Source organism: Paenibacillus etheri (assembly GCF_001012825.1).
GTDB classification, from domain to species: Bacteria; Bacillota; Bacilli; order Paenibacillales; family Paenibacillaceae; genus Paenibacillus_AQ; species Paenibacillus_AQ etheri.
In genome coordinates this window covers 253,148-268,312 of record NZ_LCZJ02000019.1, presented here as the reverse complement: position 1 = coordinate 268,312, position 15,165 = coordinate 253,148, and the positions used below count along the sequence as shown (strand labels likewise).

The window sequence follows — 15,165 nt, the reverse complement described above, 5'->3', positions numbered from 1 at the left end:
ATTCAAGCTAAAAAAAACGTCAAATGATTCACCATATGAATCGTTCGACGTTTTCTCATTCAAACTTATTTTATTTCACTCATGAAGCTTCTGAAGTTCTCCACGATTTCTTTTGATCGAGTATGGTGTAAATAATGTTCGCCTTCAAACATCATTATCTTCCCATGTAGAGAATCTTTGATCTGTTCTTCATGTAAAGCTTTCCAGCCCTCAACATCAGAATTATCTTCTACTAAGAAGAATATCACAGGAAGTTCTTTAGGGAAATTTAATGTTTCAGCGGCTTTGAAATTGCTTGAGAAATGATCTGCTTCGTTGATGATGTTAGGATTCATCATGTTTTTAAGCGAAATCATTCTATTTTGCTCTTTCGTTTCATCATCCACATCGGGTGCAATGATTTGATCAGGAGAGAGTTTAACCAGCAATCTGTAAAAACCTGATTGTTTAAGTGATTTCAAGGCTGCTGTTGGAAGTTCATCGCCGGCCCCTTGTGCCGGAACACTGCTATCGATCCCTACGAAGGCACTAACTTCATTTTTGTATTTGTTCACATAGTCTAGAGCATAAATTCCGGATATGGAATGTCCCATCAGAATATAACGGTCTATATTTAATTGTTGTAAACTTTCATGTAATTCACTCACAATATTTTCAGTACTTCGTTCTTTTTCGGTGACATCACTTAATCCATAGCCAAATGGCTCAACTACAACCACTTTGTAAAATGGAGATAACTCGTCCACTAGCGGCTTAAAATCAATACCCGGCGCTGCAGTTCCGTATCCTGGTAGTAATACCACCGTCTCTTCACCATTTCCTTGAATCGTGACGTTCATGTTTTTTCCATCTACAGGTACAAGCTGACCATAGGGTTCAATTTTACCTTTCTCAATTTTGTTGCAGATCACATTAACAGTAAAAACAATGGCTAGAATAAGCGCAATGGCTATGACTATAACTCCTATTGCTTTAAGTAAAAAGAAAAATGTCTTTTTCATCATGTAATTCCCGCTCCCCCACATATTTATATCTTCTCTTCTGTCCATTTCATTCTAACAATCCAGTCTTAGATCCTATGAAACACAAACTTAAGTGAACCTTAACTTTCAGGATCAGCTAACAAAATCAAATTAAGCTTCCGTTAAGATAACTTTTTATAAATAGGATTCATCCGCCGTCCATTGGATACCAAAAAAACACCTTTAGATATTCGCTGATTAGCCCATAGGGTATTTCAACGATATTCTAAAGGTGTACATTCATTTCATTTGTTTAAATATTAGTTCAAAGTTTCTTTACGCGATAAACGAATTTTTTCAGGCGTAACATCATTTCCCTCAGGATCTACAATCGTCACTCCTGATAGACTGTTACGAACTTGTCCACGAATTTCACGCAGGTAATCTTCACGCAAAGCGATCTGCTCCACCCATTCACTTTTTGTCAGACCTTCTTCACGTTCTTTCCTAGCCAGTTCATTAATACGAGTCAAACTTGTAATCATCTATGTTCCTCTTTTCTATGTTTTGATTAGCTTGCTAATGGATGTGGTGAGTAATGCCAGATTCAAGATAAATTATCCGCCATCTGTTTCATAAGCCTTCTTAATAATAAACGTTCTTCGGGTAGAATTCCTGTTAATAATTTATCCAGTTGCTTATTCCATATACGTTCCACAGGTTCACAGAGATTACGTCCGGCTGGAGTTAGATACACCCGGCTTACTCTGCCATCTTCAGGATCTCTTTTTCGAACAACAAACCCATGATTTTCAAGTGATTTCACCATATTCGTAATGGTTGGAGGCTCACAATTCAGACTTTCGCTTAACTGGATCTGTGTCATTCCATCTGATCTCCATAACCGGCATAGTAACTGTTCTTGGCCCACATGAAGATTAAGTTCTCTAAGCAGCGCTGCATAATCTCTACGCATTTCCGCTGAAATTCTATCCAGTAGTTCTCTTATCTCATCTTCAATCACAGCTTGTTCCCCCGAACGACCTTACAAATTTATTAGCATGCTAATTATATCATGTTTTTAAGAGGATTTCAAAGGTTGATGATTTTTAGATATCACCCACCAACGAATCCTCTTTAGGATGGTACTTCATGGGATAGAAGTGGTCTTCAATTACTATTTTGCGGGAGTCTCACTTCAAAGATTGTCCGCACCACACTGCTATGCGCAGATACGGTTCCATTATGCTGCTCTACTATATTCTTAGTAATAAACAAACCAAGTCCCGTGCTTCCTGTTGGATGTGATCGTGCACGGTCACCCGTGTAAAACATATCAAAAATACGTGGCAGCTCTTCCGGCTCAATACAATTACCATAGTTAATCACTTCAACGACTACCTCGTTAGCGTCCAAGTAACCATGAATATCAATAAATTGACCATCACTTCCGTATCGGGACGCATTCGTAAGAAGGTTCTCAAATACACGTGCTAACAATTCCCCGTCGCCGTATATCTTCAAAGATTGTGTCATATCCAATCTGGAGGTTAGACCGTTTTTCTCAAAGACTGGATATAATTCTTCATTTAATTGTAAGAGAAGCTCACTGAGATCAATCGAGGATTTCTCAAGCTTAAGCTTGCCATAGTTCATTCTTGTAATTTCAAACAGCTCATCGATCAATTTTTCTAAACGCTGAGATTTGGTATAAGCAATCGTCGTGTAATGTTTCTTTTGTTCAGGAGGTAATTCATCGTCCCTTAAAATAAGATCCAAATAGCCAATAACCGAGGTTAGGGGTGTCCGCAGATCATGTGCCAGATTCAACACGAGCTGATCTTTACTGCTCTCGGCAATGTCTCCCCGCTCAATAGCTTCTTGCAAATTCCCAATGGCTAAATTGAGATCTCGTCCAATCATTCCAAATTCATCTTTGGAGGGTATAACAACTCGTTCTGTGAAATCACCTGACGCTAGCTGATGAATTCCCTTAGAAATTTCCCTGAAGTACTTTGCATACGGTTTAGTGAATAAGAAGAAGAATAGAATGGCTAGTGGTATAAAGATAATTAAAAATGTATTCACATCTCCAATATCTCTTATTACATAGCGAATTTTGGTTAGTGGGTTCTCAAATTTCACCTCAGAGTGATAATATCTCTGGAGCGCCTTATAGATTAAAAAGGTTATCCCACCGGATACTAGCATACTGGCCATCAGCAGCATAATCATTTTTGTACGAAAACTATAAATCATTTTAGGCATTGGTTGTATACCTTTCCCCTACTGTTTTTATCTTTGTAGTGATAATGGTATATGAATTCTGCCTAAATCTCAAATCATTAAAATCACAGGTCCTTCTTCTCAAAAATCCGCAATGAAATGAGATAAGAACAGCTGAGTAAGAACACGTAAGCAAGTCCTAGTATGATATAAGGAATAAAACTAGACTTCACGCTAAAACTCTGCCAGTACTCTAGGTCAGGAAACCATTGAAGCAAACTACCGATCACGTTCGGACCAACCATTATAATCATCATAAAAACGAGATTTACTACTTGTGCTCCTTTAGCCCCTAGCCAGTAATGAATCGGTAAATAAAGCATGGCGAGGAGTGGGAAAATAGCTATCGCAATACCAACCTCTTGCCAAAAATGAGGGGTCACCTCTTTACCTGTCATAATAATCAGGAGATAGGTAAAAGAAGTTGCTGCCAGCCCAACAAGAGCATGCGGAAGGATTGCGAAGTATTTGGCACGGACAAGCTCTTGTCTTCGTACAGGGAGATTAACGAGAAACCGTTGCGTCATCTGCTGAGTATCCATTGAACAAGAGCTTATCAACAACAGCATGGGTGGCATTACCGTAAATAAACTGAAGTTATGATAGTTCGAGTACGCTATAAAAATAAAGAAAGGGATAAGGAGCATCAGAAATTTACGCAGAAGAATGAAGTCTTTTCGAATAAGATAAAATGAATGATACACTATAAGTCCTCCTTAGCTTATAACTCTTCCCTGCTAAACAATCGTAGTGAAATCTTATATGAGAAGTACAAGATGAATAGATAAACGATCCCTATCAAACCTATCTGCACCAGATGATCCATCAGCTTTGTGTGGGTTATTGTTAAGAAAAGTGATGAATTAGTGAGTGAAGATCCAGATAGACCGGAGATCAGACACAACACGAATGAGCAACCCAAGCCGATGAAACTATAAGGAATCAGTGATAAGTATTTAGCCAAGACAACCTCTTGCCGACTTACTGGCAGTCCTATAACAAATTTTCTGTAAAGATTTTGTATATCTATAGAACAGGAATAAACAAGCAGCAATAAAACTTGAAATGCAGCAAACATATTGAAGCTATCCATTTGCACATATGCAACGAACAAGAAACTCAAAAGAAATAAAGGCATAAAATTCCGCAATAGAATAATGTCTTTTCGAATCAGCAAATAGAGATTAGACATGCAAAGCGCTTCCTTTTACCGTAAAATACATGATTTCTTCCAAGGTAGGTATTTCGCATATCGTTTGATCTCTAAAATAGCGCGCCTCCTCAGAATTGTTGTTAAGAAGCCCCTCAAAACCAAGTGCCGTCTCTCTAATCCCAATGAAACACTTCCTCACATCTCGATCAAGCAACTCCTTGTTGCCTTTTACCAGCATATATTTATTAGGTAGAGATTCTTTCATCTCATTAAAAACTAGCCGCCCCTCATTCACAAAAACAATATAATCCGCTATCCGGTCCAAATCAGTCGTGTTATGTGTGGAAAAAAGAATAGATTTCTTCTCATCCTGGATATGCTCACTAAGCAGATCAAGCAGCTCTCTTCGGAATATGGGATCAAGACCTGCAGTAGGTTCGTCCATGATGAGCAGATCTGCACCGTGTGATAGAGCAATGGCGAGCGAATACTTCATTTTCATTCCTTTGGAGAGCTCCTTAATCTTTTTCCGCGGGGAAAGCTTGAACATCTCTATGTATTTCCTATACGTCTCTTTATCCCACTGACTATAAAAGGGGGCCATCATCTTACTCATCTGATCGATGGTTAATTGATCGTAAAAGTAGTTCTCATCGGAAACATACCCAATTCGATCTTTGTACTCTGCATTCTTTATGGACGTTTCTTTGCCAAAAATCTCGATATTTCCTTGATCAGGTTGTACCATACCCATCATCATTTTAATTAAAGTTGTTTTCCCTGCCCCATTGGGTCCAATTAGCCCCGTTATATATCCTTCCTTGATACCGAACGTAAGTTCGTATAGGCTAAAATGGCCATATTTTTTAGATATTTGATTCAATTGAATGACATCGTTCATTCTGTTTCCTCCTCATACAGCAATTTCAACATCTCACTGAACTCTGCAAAATCAATCCCTAACATTTTACTCTCGTCGATAATCTCCTTCATTTTGTTCTCCATAATTCGCAGCCGCTGTTCCCGAATAAACTCCTGATCTGCACCAGAAACAAAGGAACCTTTCCCCACAATGGAATTGATAAGGCCTTCTCTCTCCAGTTCTTCGTAAGCTCGTTTAGTTGTTATTACACTAATCTGCAGCTCTTTGGCTAACAGCCGAATAGAAGGTAAAGGCGTACCTGAGACTAACTCTCCTTGTAGGATCATCTGGCGGATCTGACTTACAATCTGTGCATAGATGGGCTCACCGGAGGTATTGGATATCAATATGTTCATGAACTCGTGCCCTCACTCCTAGTTTATGTGTGTTCAATGTATATATGTAATATATACACTATACTCATTGTTGTCAATGACTTTCAAGTCCACAAAAACAAGCCGATTCCCATGAACTCAGGGTCAGCTTGCTTGGCAGTCAGCGTATCTAATCATCATCACATCAACCCAGCGCTTCTTAAAAAACGGCTAACAATGTCTATCTGATAGCGAATGCGAAGATCACGATCAAGACTCCAGCAAGTTTCCACAGTAAATGCCTTCGCTCCTAAAATACGGGAGACGGCTGCACGTGACGAGCCGGGGCGCTCTCGTAACCGGATATTAAAATGATAGGATGGATTTGCAATCGTACGGTTAATGTCTCTTATGATCTGTCTTGCTGTAGCCGTACCTCGGCTCCCCGGCTTAATGATAATAGTCTGTCCGAGTCGCTTAGGATTTCTTTGAGACAAACCATTAGCTTCATGGAGATCAAGGTACCAGGTGGGTCGATAACTCCGTACTAATAAAAGCAAGGCTACGGATAAAGGATGTTTGGCAGAAGCATTCCGAGTGCGTGGAAACGTTCGGTTCAAATCCGGCACGCCTCGAATTCGTTTGCGATAAGCTTTTTGATTCATGAGAGGGACAATAATAAGAGTGCCTCGGTAAATATATAGTTCTCCTTGTCTCAAGCGATTCACGAGGTTTTGAGCGGCACGAATGCTTGCCGTTTCATTCCCGTGTATGCCGGACACCACCATGAACACAGGACCAGGGAGCATTCCTCTGATCACATAATAAGGGGTAGCATGGGATGTGGACGATGCTAAGGTATAATTCTCAATGATCATTTCGCTTCACCTCCGCATTTAGGTGTCCATATATGTGTATTCCGATGTACCCCAGTTGTCCTAGACAGTTAAGCAAAAAAAGCCTGATTTCTCAGGCTTTCTAAGTACTACTTTTATAGATATAGGCAATTTATTTATACGCTGGTAACCAGTCTCCATGGGCTGTAATCAACTCATCACACATATTCGTAATGCCATCCATCGACAGTTCGGCGGCTGTGTGCGGATCGAGCATGGCTGCGTGATAAATATGCTCTCTTTTATGAGTAATCGCTGCTTCGATCGTTAACAATTGTGTATTAATGTTCGTACGATTCAGTGCGGCGCATTGCGGTGGCAGATCTCCCACAAAGGTTGGAGTGACGCCACTGCTGTCTACAAGGCACGGAACTTCTACACATGCTTCTTTCGGAAGATTGGTGATAAGACCTGTATTCATAACATTACCACCTATTTTGAAAGGCACATTCGTTTCGATCGCTTCCATAATGTAGGACGCATATTCATGCGAGCGTTCATGCACAAGCTCTTTGTTATTTACTAATTCTTCACGCATTTGCTGCCAGCGTTCAATTTGCTCTACACAGCGGCGTGGGTACTCGTCGAGTGGAATTTGAAACCTTTCGATGAGTTCAGGATAATTACGTTTGATAAAATAAGGATGATACTCAGCGTTATGTTCTGAAGACTCCGTAATGTAATAGCCAAATTTAAGCATCATTTCATAACGAACCATGTCCCCGTGATGCTCTTTCTGCTTCTCAGCAGCGCGGCGTTTGATTTCCGGATATAAGTCCTCTCCGTCCTTCGTAACCTCGAGTAGCCAAGCCATATGGTTGATCCCGGCAATCTTAGCCTGTACACCTGTCTGATCCATTCCCAGATGCTTGAATAAGCCAGGAATACAATGCTGTACGCTATGACATAATCCAACAGTCTTCACGCCACCATAGGTGTTCATCACATTCGTCAGTACTGCCATAGGGTTCGTATAATTCATGAAGAGTGCATCTGGACAAACCTCTCTCACATCTGCAGCAAAATCAAGCATGACAGGAATCGTACGTAAGTTGCGGAAAATGCCACCGATACCAACCGTGTCCGCAATCGTCTGACGCAAGCCATATTTCTTCGGAATTTCAAAGTCTGTAATGGTACAAGGATCGTAACCGCCGACCTGAATCGCATTAATCACATATTTTGCTCCACGCAAAGCTTCCTTGCGATCCGTATAGGATTTCACGATACAAGTACTGCCACTACTTGCTTTTATATTACTCAGCATATTCTCGGAATCTTTTAGGCGCTGAAGATCAATATCATATAGGGCAAGCTCAAAGCCTTGAAGAGCTGGAGTTCTCATGCAATCTCCTAAAACGTTTTTTGCAAATACAGTACTACCCGCTCCGATAAATGTAATTTTGGACATGTGAAATATTCCTCCTTAAGTAGTGAGTTCTACGGTCTCGACATCGCTAACCGCTCCGAAAACCTCGAAGGATTCCCCTTATAAACACTAGGATGTCAGAGGGTATCCGTCTCTCTCTTCACTATTCACTATAAATGAGAGCGATCTCAATGAGTATGGAGAAATACAATTCATATATGGATGTTTGTTGCATTTAAGTGGTCCGTCCTATAATCTAATTATAATTCAAATCATGTATAGGAGGTCAGAAGCAAAATGGCTTCAGAGCATTATCATTTCACAGCAGGGTTTAATCTTGCTCCAGATGAACCCGACCTGACTGTATTGTTCAGCGGAGAAGGCAAACCGGTCCCGGGACATAAGATGGGGCCTTCTGTTCACGATTACTACCTTATACATACCGTAATGGATGGGAAAGGCGTATTTCACAGTGGAATTAACTCTCAGGTATGTGGTACGGGAGATACCTTTGTTATTTTCCCAGGGGCATTATTCAGCTATCAGGCAGACATGGAACAGCCTTGGACTTATGTATGGGTGGCCTTGCAAGGGGAAGCCGTTCAACAGTTATTTAAAGAAGTGGGGATTACACCGGACAAGCCGTTAATACACTTAGATAACCTTATAGAGATACATAACTTGTATGAGCAGATTCGTTTTTCTTTTCAGCAGTCTGCTTATCCAAGGTTGGAAAGTTTGGAGGCTTCTGGGTGGCTGCGCCTTCTGGTGCACAAATTCGGAATTGCGAACATAAGTTCGCTCACCCCTAAATCCGCACAATTCCCGGATGTTATCGACCGCCAGATCAATCAAGCGATCCGCTGGATCTCTCTCCAATTTCATCAACAGATCAGTATCGACCACATGGCATCCTCTCTTGGTTATCATAGGGCGCACCTCTCTAAGGCCTTTAAGCAAAAGATCGGAATGTCACCCAAGCAATATTTGTTAAAGGTTCGCATGGATAAAGCAAAGGAACTGCTTGGAGGAACGCTCACCATCGACCAGGTATCCTCTTCGGTCGGTTTTAATGACGCGTTGTATTTCTCCAAGCAGTTCCGTAAATGGAGCGGCATGTCCCCCAGTGAATATCGAAGCCAGCTTCGATCTGGCACATGATTACTTATGGGTTATTTCATGGCTTTCGATAAAATCGAGGTGACAAACGCTGTCTTTCCTTCACAGTAAGCATCAATATCGTAGCGGTGTTGATCCGCCAGACGCTGTTTGACCTCTGCATATGCTTGACTCGCTGCCGGATTTGAACGGAGATAGTCTCTAAAAGCGATATGCTCCAAATACCCTTTTCCATCCTTAGGGCATACATACAGATGATATTTCATAAATCCGTCCGCTTGCTGTCTTTTGAAGGCTTCCCTGCCCTCGATTCCCATGTTCCCTTGATGTTCATAGCCATACTGCTGTAGCCGTTCTATGATTTGTGGGAGTACATCGTAGCTATCCATTACAAGATCAAGATCTATGATGGGTTTAGCAGCGAGCCCTTCGATGGAAGTACTCCCCACATGCTCTATCATAATAATGAGGTCTCCAACATAAGATAACAACTGTTCTCTTATTCTATTGAATTCTACCTTCCACTCTGGATCATATGGGACAACTTCTACGACTTTCGTCTTTTGAGCGATGCTCATGCACCTCCTGCGTTTAATGCCTTCTTCTCAATTACTCTATATATTATCCATATGCATATAGCGGCCACAATTAGCATTCCACCCATCAAGCAAACGCCACTCCAGCCCCAATGCTGCCATGCAAAGCTTCCAAGTGTTGATCCAATAGCGCCACCAGTAAAAGTGCTGACCATAAAAACAGTATTTATTCGGCTGCGCGCCGCCGGCTCAAGTGCATAGATCCGCGTTTGGTTACTTACCTGTGACCCTTGTACTCCAAGATCCAGAATAATAACCCCGGCAATCAGACTCCAGATAGTAAATCCAGCTAAACCAAAAAATCCATAAGCAATCAATGTCAGCAACAGTAGTATACCTACTATTTTTTTCGGTGCGATCCTGTCAGCTAACCTCCCGATAAATGGAGCACCCGCAGCACCTGCTACACCGATTAGTCCAAACAAGCCTGTGATAGAGCTACTATAGTGGTAAGGTTCACCTTCCAGAAAGAAAGCCAGTGAAGTCCAGAACACGCTGAAGCCACCAAACATACAAGCTCCAATCAGCGATGCTTCACGAAGCGTCGAATATTTAAGAATCAAGTTCCCCATCGATTTCAGCAGATCCGTGTAGGATGAATTATTTTCTGGTTTCGTCTTTGGAATTAGTTGGTATAAGATAAAAGATAACAATAGCATTATAACTGCGGCAATCCAGTACATCGCTCTCCAGCCGAACATATCTCCTAAAATTCCGGATATCGTTCTTGCCAGTAAAATACCAAAAAACAGCCCGCTCATTACGGTTCCAATAACCTTACCCCGTTCCTCTGGCAAAGCGAGCTCCGCCGATAGAGGAATGATGACCTGCGGCACCACCGTAGTTATGCCAACAGCAAAACTGGCGATATACATCCAAATAAGGTTCTGAGCTGTAGCGAAACCAACGAGTGACAGTGATACAGCAATAAGAAGTCCGGATATTAGCGTTCTTCGTTCACGAATGTCACCTAACGGAACAAAGAGTAACATTCCAAGCGCATAACCGATCTGAGTAAGCATCGATACATATCCTACCGCGTTAGAGGATGCATGGAATGTTCGTCCTATATCGGCCAAAAGGGGCTGATTATAATACATATTAGCGACGCTTAATCCTGATGCAATGGCTAATATAAGTATGAATTGCTTAGTTAAGCCTCCTCCCACACGAACTGCAGCGGGTGTGATAGATTGTGTCATGAAATTCTGTGCCTCCGATTACGTATGCTGCATCAAACAGCAAGCTTTATTTTCCTAATACATTATAGCAGTCACTGTCAAGCTAACGTATTTCTGCGATATAATAATCCTAAATATAATGATTCTGCATAAGTACAAATTATATTGAAATATATGGAGTGGGGAGTAAATAACATGCACCAGAATGACCGAATTATGACCAGATTGCGCAAGGAACCATTGAAGAATGTCAGTTTATTAAAAATGCTAACCTCATTCCACGAAGTCATGGAGTCTCATCTTGTGGAGCAAGGAAATCAATGGGGTGTTTTATTGCTTCTTCCTGCCTCAGCCTACGCATATGATCATAGAGTATATCCTCAAGCGGATTACATCGCATTTATGGATTACAGCAGCCCAGATGTATTTCCGGCTCTGTTTCAACTGCTGCCTCCGCAAGCAAAAATTGTTTTTAAACTGCAAGACGTGAACTATAAAGAGGCATTATCATCACATTTTTCAATGGAGAAAGTCCGGGGTTTCTACTCATACAGTACAGCTGAGGGACAAATCTTTCCGAAGGACGAAGATGTTGTTATCAGTCATGTGGTTGACGACAGATTAATTCCGCTGTGGGCCGCAAATCATTACACGAAAGACGAAATAGAAGACTATTTTCTAAGTGGTGCTTTTTCCGTGTCAATTTTCCTAGGCGACAATCCAGTCAGTACCTGCTTAGCGTTCCGTAATGAAGAAACTATCTGGGAAATCGGCGCTGTACATACTTTAGAATCCTCTCAAAGAAACGGGTATGCGAAAAAGGTGGTCCAAACCGCCATACAAGAAACGTTAGAACGAGGGTTTATTCCACGCTATCATGTGCTTGAAACAAATCAGGCTTCCATCAGACTAGCTGAATCTATTGGACTCGTTCCTTGTGTACAGCTTGAACACTGGATTAACTACAGCCAATGACACGCTTAATAGGAGGTGATTTGAATGAGTTATGGGCCGAACGAGAATCAAAACTATTATCCTCCCCCGCCCCCACCAACACCGATGAATGGCAAGTCAATCGCTGGTTTCGTCTTAGGAGTACTTTCCATAATTGTTCCTTATATCGGATTTTTGTTAGGGATTGTAGCGGTTATTCTGTCTGCCCTATCCCTTAAAGAAATACGGATTCGCTATGAGCAAGGAAGAGGCTTAGCTATCGCGGGTCTGGTATGCGGGATTGTCGGCACGCTACTTTACGCCATATTAATTTTATTTTTCATTATTTTTATATACGCAGCTTCTAGTTACCCATACTGATACACACAATAAAAGGATCTCTATAGCCGCCCTAATGGCTGCGGAGATCCTTTCGCTTATCCTATGTACCATTTAGAAAGCTCCATTGTTAAGCTGCTGACGATACTCTGTCGGAGTTAAGAGGAACCGCTTGCGGAACAGCTGTGTAAAATGTCGCATATCCTGATATCCAATACGTTCGGCGATTTCTGCCACCTTAAGCTTCGAGTTCACTAGCAGCAGCTTCGCTTGCTCCAATCGTAAGGATGTCACGTATTCTTTATAGCCTTGACCCGTCTTCTGTTTAAATAATTGACTAAAATAGACCGGATTCAAAAATACAACGGAAGCAATCTTTTCCAAAGTGAGATCTTCGTAATAGTGTTCCTTTACATACTGCAATGCGATGTCGATGGCTTTTTCGCCACTACCTTTCGCTGGCGTTAAATCCAATCCTTGCGAATTCACTGCTTCTCTTAAGCTCGTTACGATCTGAGGTACAGTATTTATATCGTAGCTAAGTCCAGAATGTATCATTTGGAAGGAGGTCTTTAAATATTGCTTCAAATATGTTCTTCCATCTTCCAGAAAAGATTCTAATCGTGCTTCTTCTCTTAAGGTGATTAAGGCTAGCAGACTCTGGCGGTCATAGCTGACCACAAACCCACGCCCATCCCGTTCTATCAGCTCAGTTAACACATTCTCTACAATAAAATGTTCTATCCGAACGTTTTTATCACCCGCATCCATTTGCAGCAAAATCAAATAGAAACATTGATGATCTTCTATTAATTGACTAATGTCTAGATTACCGAGATTAAAACCAGATGCGAGTCTCTGAAATACACCTTCTCTTAAGTATTTCAGACTTGACTTTAGCCGGTCTTCATCTTTAATAAGTTTATGATCCTGCTCTATTTCTAGCACTAAGTTACTGATAATCTCAAGTAGCTTGCTTTTGCCAATCGGTTTAAGTAGATAATCTCTCGCTCCAAGACGAACTGCTTCCTGCGCGTAGGCAAACTCACTGTGTGCTGAGATGACGACCCATTTGACATAAGGATACCTCCGTTTAGAAATCCTCATGAACTCCAAGCCATTCATACCGGGCATAAGAATATCTGTTAAGACAATATGAATGGACTGTTCCTCCATAATCTTGACAGCTTCTTCTGTCGACGCAGCAACCTGTACGCAATAATCAGGATATATACTTCTAATAGTACGCTTGATGCCTTCTCGGATCACCCGTTCATCATCAGCTATGAGAATGTTCACGACTATGCTCTCCTTCCTGCGGAATCGGTAGCATGATAGCAACCTCGGTTCCTTCGCCAGGTGAACTTCGAATCACAAGACCATAGGATTCTCCGAACATATGCTGGAGCCGCCGATGCAGATTTTGAAGACCTATCCCCATTTTTCCATTTTCTTTCGTTGTTGGCCGGTCCAAGGATTCCACCAGCGCATTCAGCGTCTCTGTATCCATACCTTTGCCATTATCTTGAACGACGATGTTCAGTACTCCAGCTTCTTCAAGTATACTCACCTTCAGAATACCTTGACGGTCGAGCGATTCCAAGCCATGTTTTACAGCATTTTCAATGACCGGTTGCACAGTCATCTTGGGAAGGCGAACCTCAAGCCATCGTTCATCTATATGTATCTCAATCCGTAGACGACCTTCCAGTCGGATGGAAATAATATTTAGATAATGTCCGATTTGTTCCAGTTCTTCTCGAAGCGTGACTTCTACGTCAGCTTCCCAATGACTACTGTACCGGAACATCGAAGATAGCGAGAGAACAAGCTCGCCCAGTTGTTCATTCCCTTCCTCGTCCAGCATCCAATAGATCATATCCAGAGTATTGTATAGAAAATGTGGGTTCACTTGAGATTGCAAGGCATGAAGCTCAGCATTCTTCTCACTGACAGAAGAAAGCTTTACCCGCTCGATCAGTTCTTCGATTCGACGAACCATACGATTAAATGAAGCAACAAGAATATTAATCTCTTGGTAAGAAGAAACATTCACCATGCCCCGGAAATTACCGATCTCCACTTGCTTCATTTCTCGGATCACCTTTTTAAGCGGCAAAGAAATCGTTCGTGAAACAATAGAAGCTATCAAAGTAGAGACGAGAACAAGAATCGAAAAAACAATGAACAAATAACGTTTCATCTCTACCAATTCTACATTTAGGTCGCGATTAGGAGTAATACTAAGCACCCACCAACCGGAGAAGGACAGTTTAGAAGCGACAAGCAGACGATTGGCTGTCTGTTCGACCACAACATTCTGAGAGTTCTGCAACGACGGAAGCTGAGTTAAATCAGGTTCCTGGTCTTCGGCAGAGGATACGAATCGTCCATCCTGCGACATTAAATACACCTGGCTATGCTCCCCCAGCTTCACATTATCCAGTGCATCCAGAACAGGCTTCGGATTCGTCTCATACAGAACAATGCCAATCGGTTTGTGTTCATTGAGATCGTAAATCTGACGGCCGAAGGCAAACACAGGACTATCCTCCACTTGATCGATAAGAGAATGTTCATAGACGCCGAGCCAGACCATCTTCCCAGAGGAAGCCTGCAGCTGATGGTACCAATCTTCCTTCATATATTCGGGATCAACCACGTTCATATAGTTTCCGTAATTATAGATCTTACCTTTATCTGTAATGACATGAATACCTACCAAATCATCCCGAGAATAAAATATAGCTCCAAGAATATTTGTGATCGTCTGTTCATTGATGTAGGCTATCGCGGGCTCAGTGCTTATCTCATTAATCAAACGAATCAATTCAAAGTTATTGCTGAGTGATTTAGAAAGACTGTCATAGCCCTTGTAGAGCAAGCTGAATAGATCTGCCGTTTGAGCGACATTTTTCTGCGACAAATCACTAATTTTCTCATGAAACTGTACGGTTGTCCGGTTGTAATAGAGCAGACTCACAATCAGTAGAATGCTAGACATACAAAAAAGAAACAGCAAAAACAATCGATGGTGGATGGAATGAAAGCTGTTTCTCAAAAAGGCTTCCCTCCTCAAACTCATCTGTCCCGCT

Annotated in this window: 17 protein-coding genes; 3 read left to right on the top strand and 14 right to left on the bottom strand. The window is 41.6% G+C overall.

Going from position 1 to position 15,165, the window contains the following annotated elements:
• Positions 1-65: 65 nt before the first annotated feature.
• The 10 genes from UQ64_RS10875 to melA all read right to left on the bottom strand — a co-directional run bounded on the left by UQ64_RS10875 (position 66) and on the right by melA (position 7,944).
• Positions 66-1,004 carry an alpha/beta fold hydrolase gene (locus UQ64_RS10875; protein WP_060623797.1) on the bottom strand — a complete coding sequence of 313 codons (939 nt, stop codon included), beginning with the start codon at positions 1,002-1,004 and terminating at the stop codon, positions 66-68.
• Between the two features lie 278 nt (positions 1,005-1,282).
• A complete protein-coding gene (locus UQ64_RS10870; protein ID WP_042188496.1) occupies positions 1,283-1,507 on the bottom strand; it encodes a DUF896 domain-containing protein in 225 nt (74 codons plus the stop codon).
• A 62-nt stretch (positions 1,508-1,569) separates the two neighbouring features.
• Positions 1,570-1,986, bottom strand: coding sequence for a MarR family winged helix-turn-helix transcriptional regulator (locus UQ64_RS10865; protein ID WP_245237920.1), 417 nt, complete (start codon positions 1,984-1,986; stop codon positions 1,570-1,572).
• A gap of 146 nt (positions 1,987-2,132) precedes the next feature.
• The gene (locus UQ64_RS10860; protein WP_060623487.1) at positions 2,133-3,230 is read right to left on the bottom strand and encodes a HAMP domain-containing sensor histidine kinase; all 1,098 of its coding nucleotides are present in this window, start codon (positions 3,228-3,230) and stop codon (positions 2,133-2,135) included.
• An 83-nt stretch (positions 3,231-3,313) separates the two neighbouring features.
• Positions 3,314-3,952 (bottom strand): ABC-2 transporter permease, encoded by a 639-nt coding sequence (locus UQ64_RS10855; protein WP_060623486.1) that lies wholly within the window; start codon positions 3,950-3,952, stop codon positions 3,314-3,316.
• 17 nt (positions 3,953-3,969) lie between these two features.
• Positions 3,970-4,440, bottom strand: coding sequence for an ABC-2 transporter permease (locus tag UQ64_RS32835; RefSeq protein WP_060623485.1), 471 nt, complete (start codon positions 4,438-4,440; stop codon positions 3,970-3,972).
• Positions 4,433-5,302 carry an ABC transporter ATP-binding protein gene (locus UQ64_RS10845; protein ID WP_060623484.1) on the bottom strand — a complete coding sequence of 290 codons (870 nt, stop codon included), beginning with the start codon at positions 5,300-5,302 and terminating at the stop codon, positions 4,433-4,435. The genes UQ64_RS32835 and UQ64_RS10845 overlap by 8 nt, the downstream gene beginning before the upstream one ends.
• Positions 5,299-5,679, bottom strand: coding sequence for a GntR family transcriptional regulator (locus UQ64_RS10840; RefSeq protein WP_042188506.1), 381 nt, complete (start codon positions 5,677-5,679; stop codon positions 5,299-5,301). The genes UQ64_RS10845 and UQ64_RS10840 overlap by 4 nt, the downstream gene beginning before the upstream one ends.
• 158 nt (positions 5,680-5,837) lie before the next feature.
• The gene (locus UQ64_RS10835) at positions 5,838-6,515 is read right to left on the bottom strand and encodes a M14 family metallopeptidase (protein ID WP_060623483.1); all 678 of its coding nucleotides are present in this window, start codon (positions 6,513-6,515) and stop codon (positions 5,838-5,840) included.
• Between the two features lie 130 nt (positions 6,516-6,645).
• Positions 6,646-7,944, bottom strand: coding sequence for an alpha-glucosidase/alpha-galactosidase (gene melA / locus UQ64_RS10830; RefSeq protein WP_060623482.1), 1,299 nt, complete (start codon positions 7,942-7,944; stop codon positions 6,646-6,648).
• A 255-nt stretch (positions 7,945-8,199) separates the two neighbouring features.
• Here melA and UQ64_RS10825 point away from each other — a divergent pair, with 255 nt between their 5' ends.
• Positions 8,200-9,063 (top strand): AraC family transcriptional regulator, encoded by an 864-nt coding sequence (locus UQ64_RS10825; RefSeq protein ID WP_060623481.1) that lies wholly within the window; start codon positions 8,200-8,202, stop codon positions 9,061-9,063.
• Between the two features lie 11 nt (positions 9,064-9,074).
• On the opposite strand, the gene UQ64_RS10820 is transcribed toward UQ64_RS10825, so the two are convergent.
• Both UQ64_RS10820 and UQ64_RS10815 read right to left on the bottom strand, forming a co-directional pair.
• Positions 9,075-9,599: a GrpB family protein gene (locus tag UQ64_RS10820; RefSeq protein WP_060623480.1), complete on the bottom strand. Its 525-nt coding sequence runs from the start codon at positions 9,597-9,599 to the stop codon at positions 9,075-9,077.
• Positions 9,596-10,819, bottom strand: a complete 1,224-nt coding sequence (locus tag UQ64_RS10815) for an MFS transporter (protein WP_060623479.1) — start codon at positions 10,817-10,819, stop codon at positions 9,596-9,598. The genes UQ64_RS10820 and UQ64_RS10815 overlap by 4 nt, the downstream gene beginning before the upstream one ends.
• Before the next feature lie 174 nt (positions 10,820-10,993).
• Between UQ64_RS10815 and UQ64_RS10810 the strand changes: the two genes are divergently transcribed.
• Entirely contained in the window at positions 10,994-11,773 is a 780-nt protein-coding gene (locus UQ64_RS10810) for a GNAT family N-acetyltransferase (RefSeq protein ID WP_060623478.1), read from the top strand.
• A gap of 24 nt (positions 11,774-11,797) precedes the next feature.
• Entirely contained in the window at positions 11,798-12,112 is a 315-nt protein-coding gene (locus UQ64_RS10805; protein WP_060623477.1) for a DUF4190 domain-containing protein, read from the top strand.
• 72 nt (positions 12,113-12,184) lie between these two features.
• Here UQ64_RS10805 and UQ64_RS10800 read toward each other — a convergent pair whose 3' ends face one another.
• Together UQ64_RS10800 and UQ64_RS10795 are read right to left on the bottom strand one after the other, a co-directional pair.
• Complete coding sequence (locus UQ64_RS10800; protein WP_060623476.1) at positions 12,185-13,369, bottom strand: response regulator transcription factor; 1,185 nt, start codon at positions 13,367-13,369, stop codon at positions 12,185-12,187.
• Complete coding sequence (locus UQ64_RS10795) at positions 13,350-15,131, bottom strand: cache domain-containing sensor histidine kinase (RefSeq protein WP_060623475.1); 1,782 nt, start codon at positions 15,129-15,131, stop codon at positions 13,350-13,352. Before UQ64_RS10795 ends, UQ64_RS10800 begins: the two co-directional genes overlap by 20 nt.
• Positions 15,132-15,165: the final 34 nt, after the last annotated feature.

Coding starts and splice junctions, on each gene's coding strand:
- UQ64_RS10815 (WP_060623479.1), bottom strand. CDS start 10,819: ATGACACAATCTATCACACCCGCTGCAGTTCGTGTGGGAGGAGGCTTA.
- UQ64_RS10875 (WP_060623797.1), bottom strand. CDS start 1,004: ATGATGAAAAAGACATTTTTCTTTTTACTTAAAGCAATAGGAGTTATA.
- UQ64_RS10860 (WP_060623487.1), bottom strand. CDS start 3,230: ATGCCTAAAATGATTTATAGTTTTCGTACAAAAATGATTATGCTGCTG.
- UQ64_RS32835 (WP_060623485.1), bottom strand. CDS start 4,440: ATGTCTAATCTCTATTTGCTGATTCGAAAAGACATTATTCTATTGCGG.
- UQ64_RS10820 (WP_060623480.1), bottom strand. CDS start 9,599: ATGAGCATCGCTCAAAAGACGAAAGTCGTAGAAGTTGTCCCATATGAT.
- UQ64_RS10825 (WP_060623481.1), top strand. CDS start 8,200: ATGGCTTCAGAGCATTATCATTTCACAGCAGGGTTTAATCTTGCTCCA.
- melA (WP_060623482.1), bottom strand. CDS start 7,944: ATGTCCAAAATTACATTTATCGGAGCGGGTAGTACTGTATTTGCAAAA.
- UQ64_RS10840 (WP_042188506.1), bottom strand. CDS start 5,679: ATGAACATATTGATATCCAATACCTCCGGTGAGCCCATCTATGCACAG.
- UQ64_RS10810 (WP_060623478.1), top strand. CDS start 10,994: ATGCACCAGAATGACCGAATTATGACCAGATTGCGCAAGGAACCATTG.
- UQ64_RS10805 (WP_060623477.1), top strand. CDS start 11,798: ATGAGTTATGGGCCGAACGAGAATCAAAACTATTATCCTCCCCCGCCC.
- UQ64_RS10870 (WP_042188496.1), bottom strand. CDS start 1,507: ATGATTACAAGTTTGACTCGTATTAATGAACTGGCTAGGAAAGAACGT.
- UQ64_RS10835 (WP_060623483.1), bottom strand. CDS start 6,515: ATGATCATTGAGAATTATACCTTAGCATCGTCCACATCCCATGCTACC.
- UQ64_RS10845 (WP_060623484.1), bottom strand. CDS start 5,302: ATGAACGATGTCATTCAATTGAATCAAATATCTAAAAAATATGGCCAT.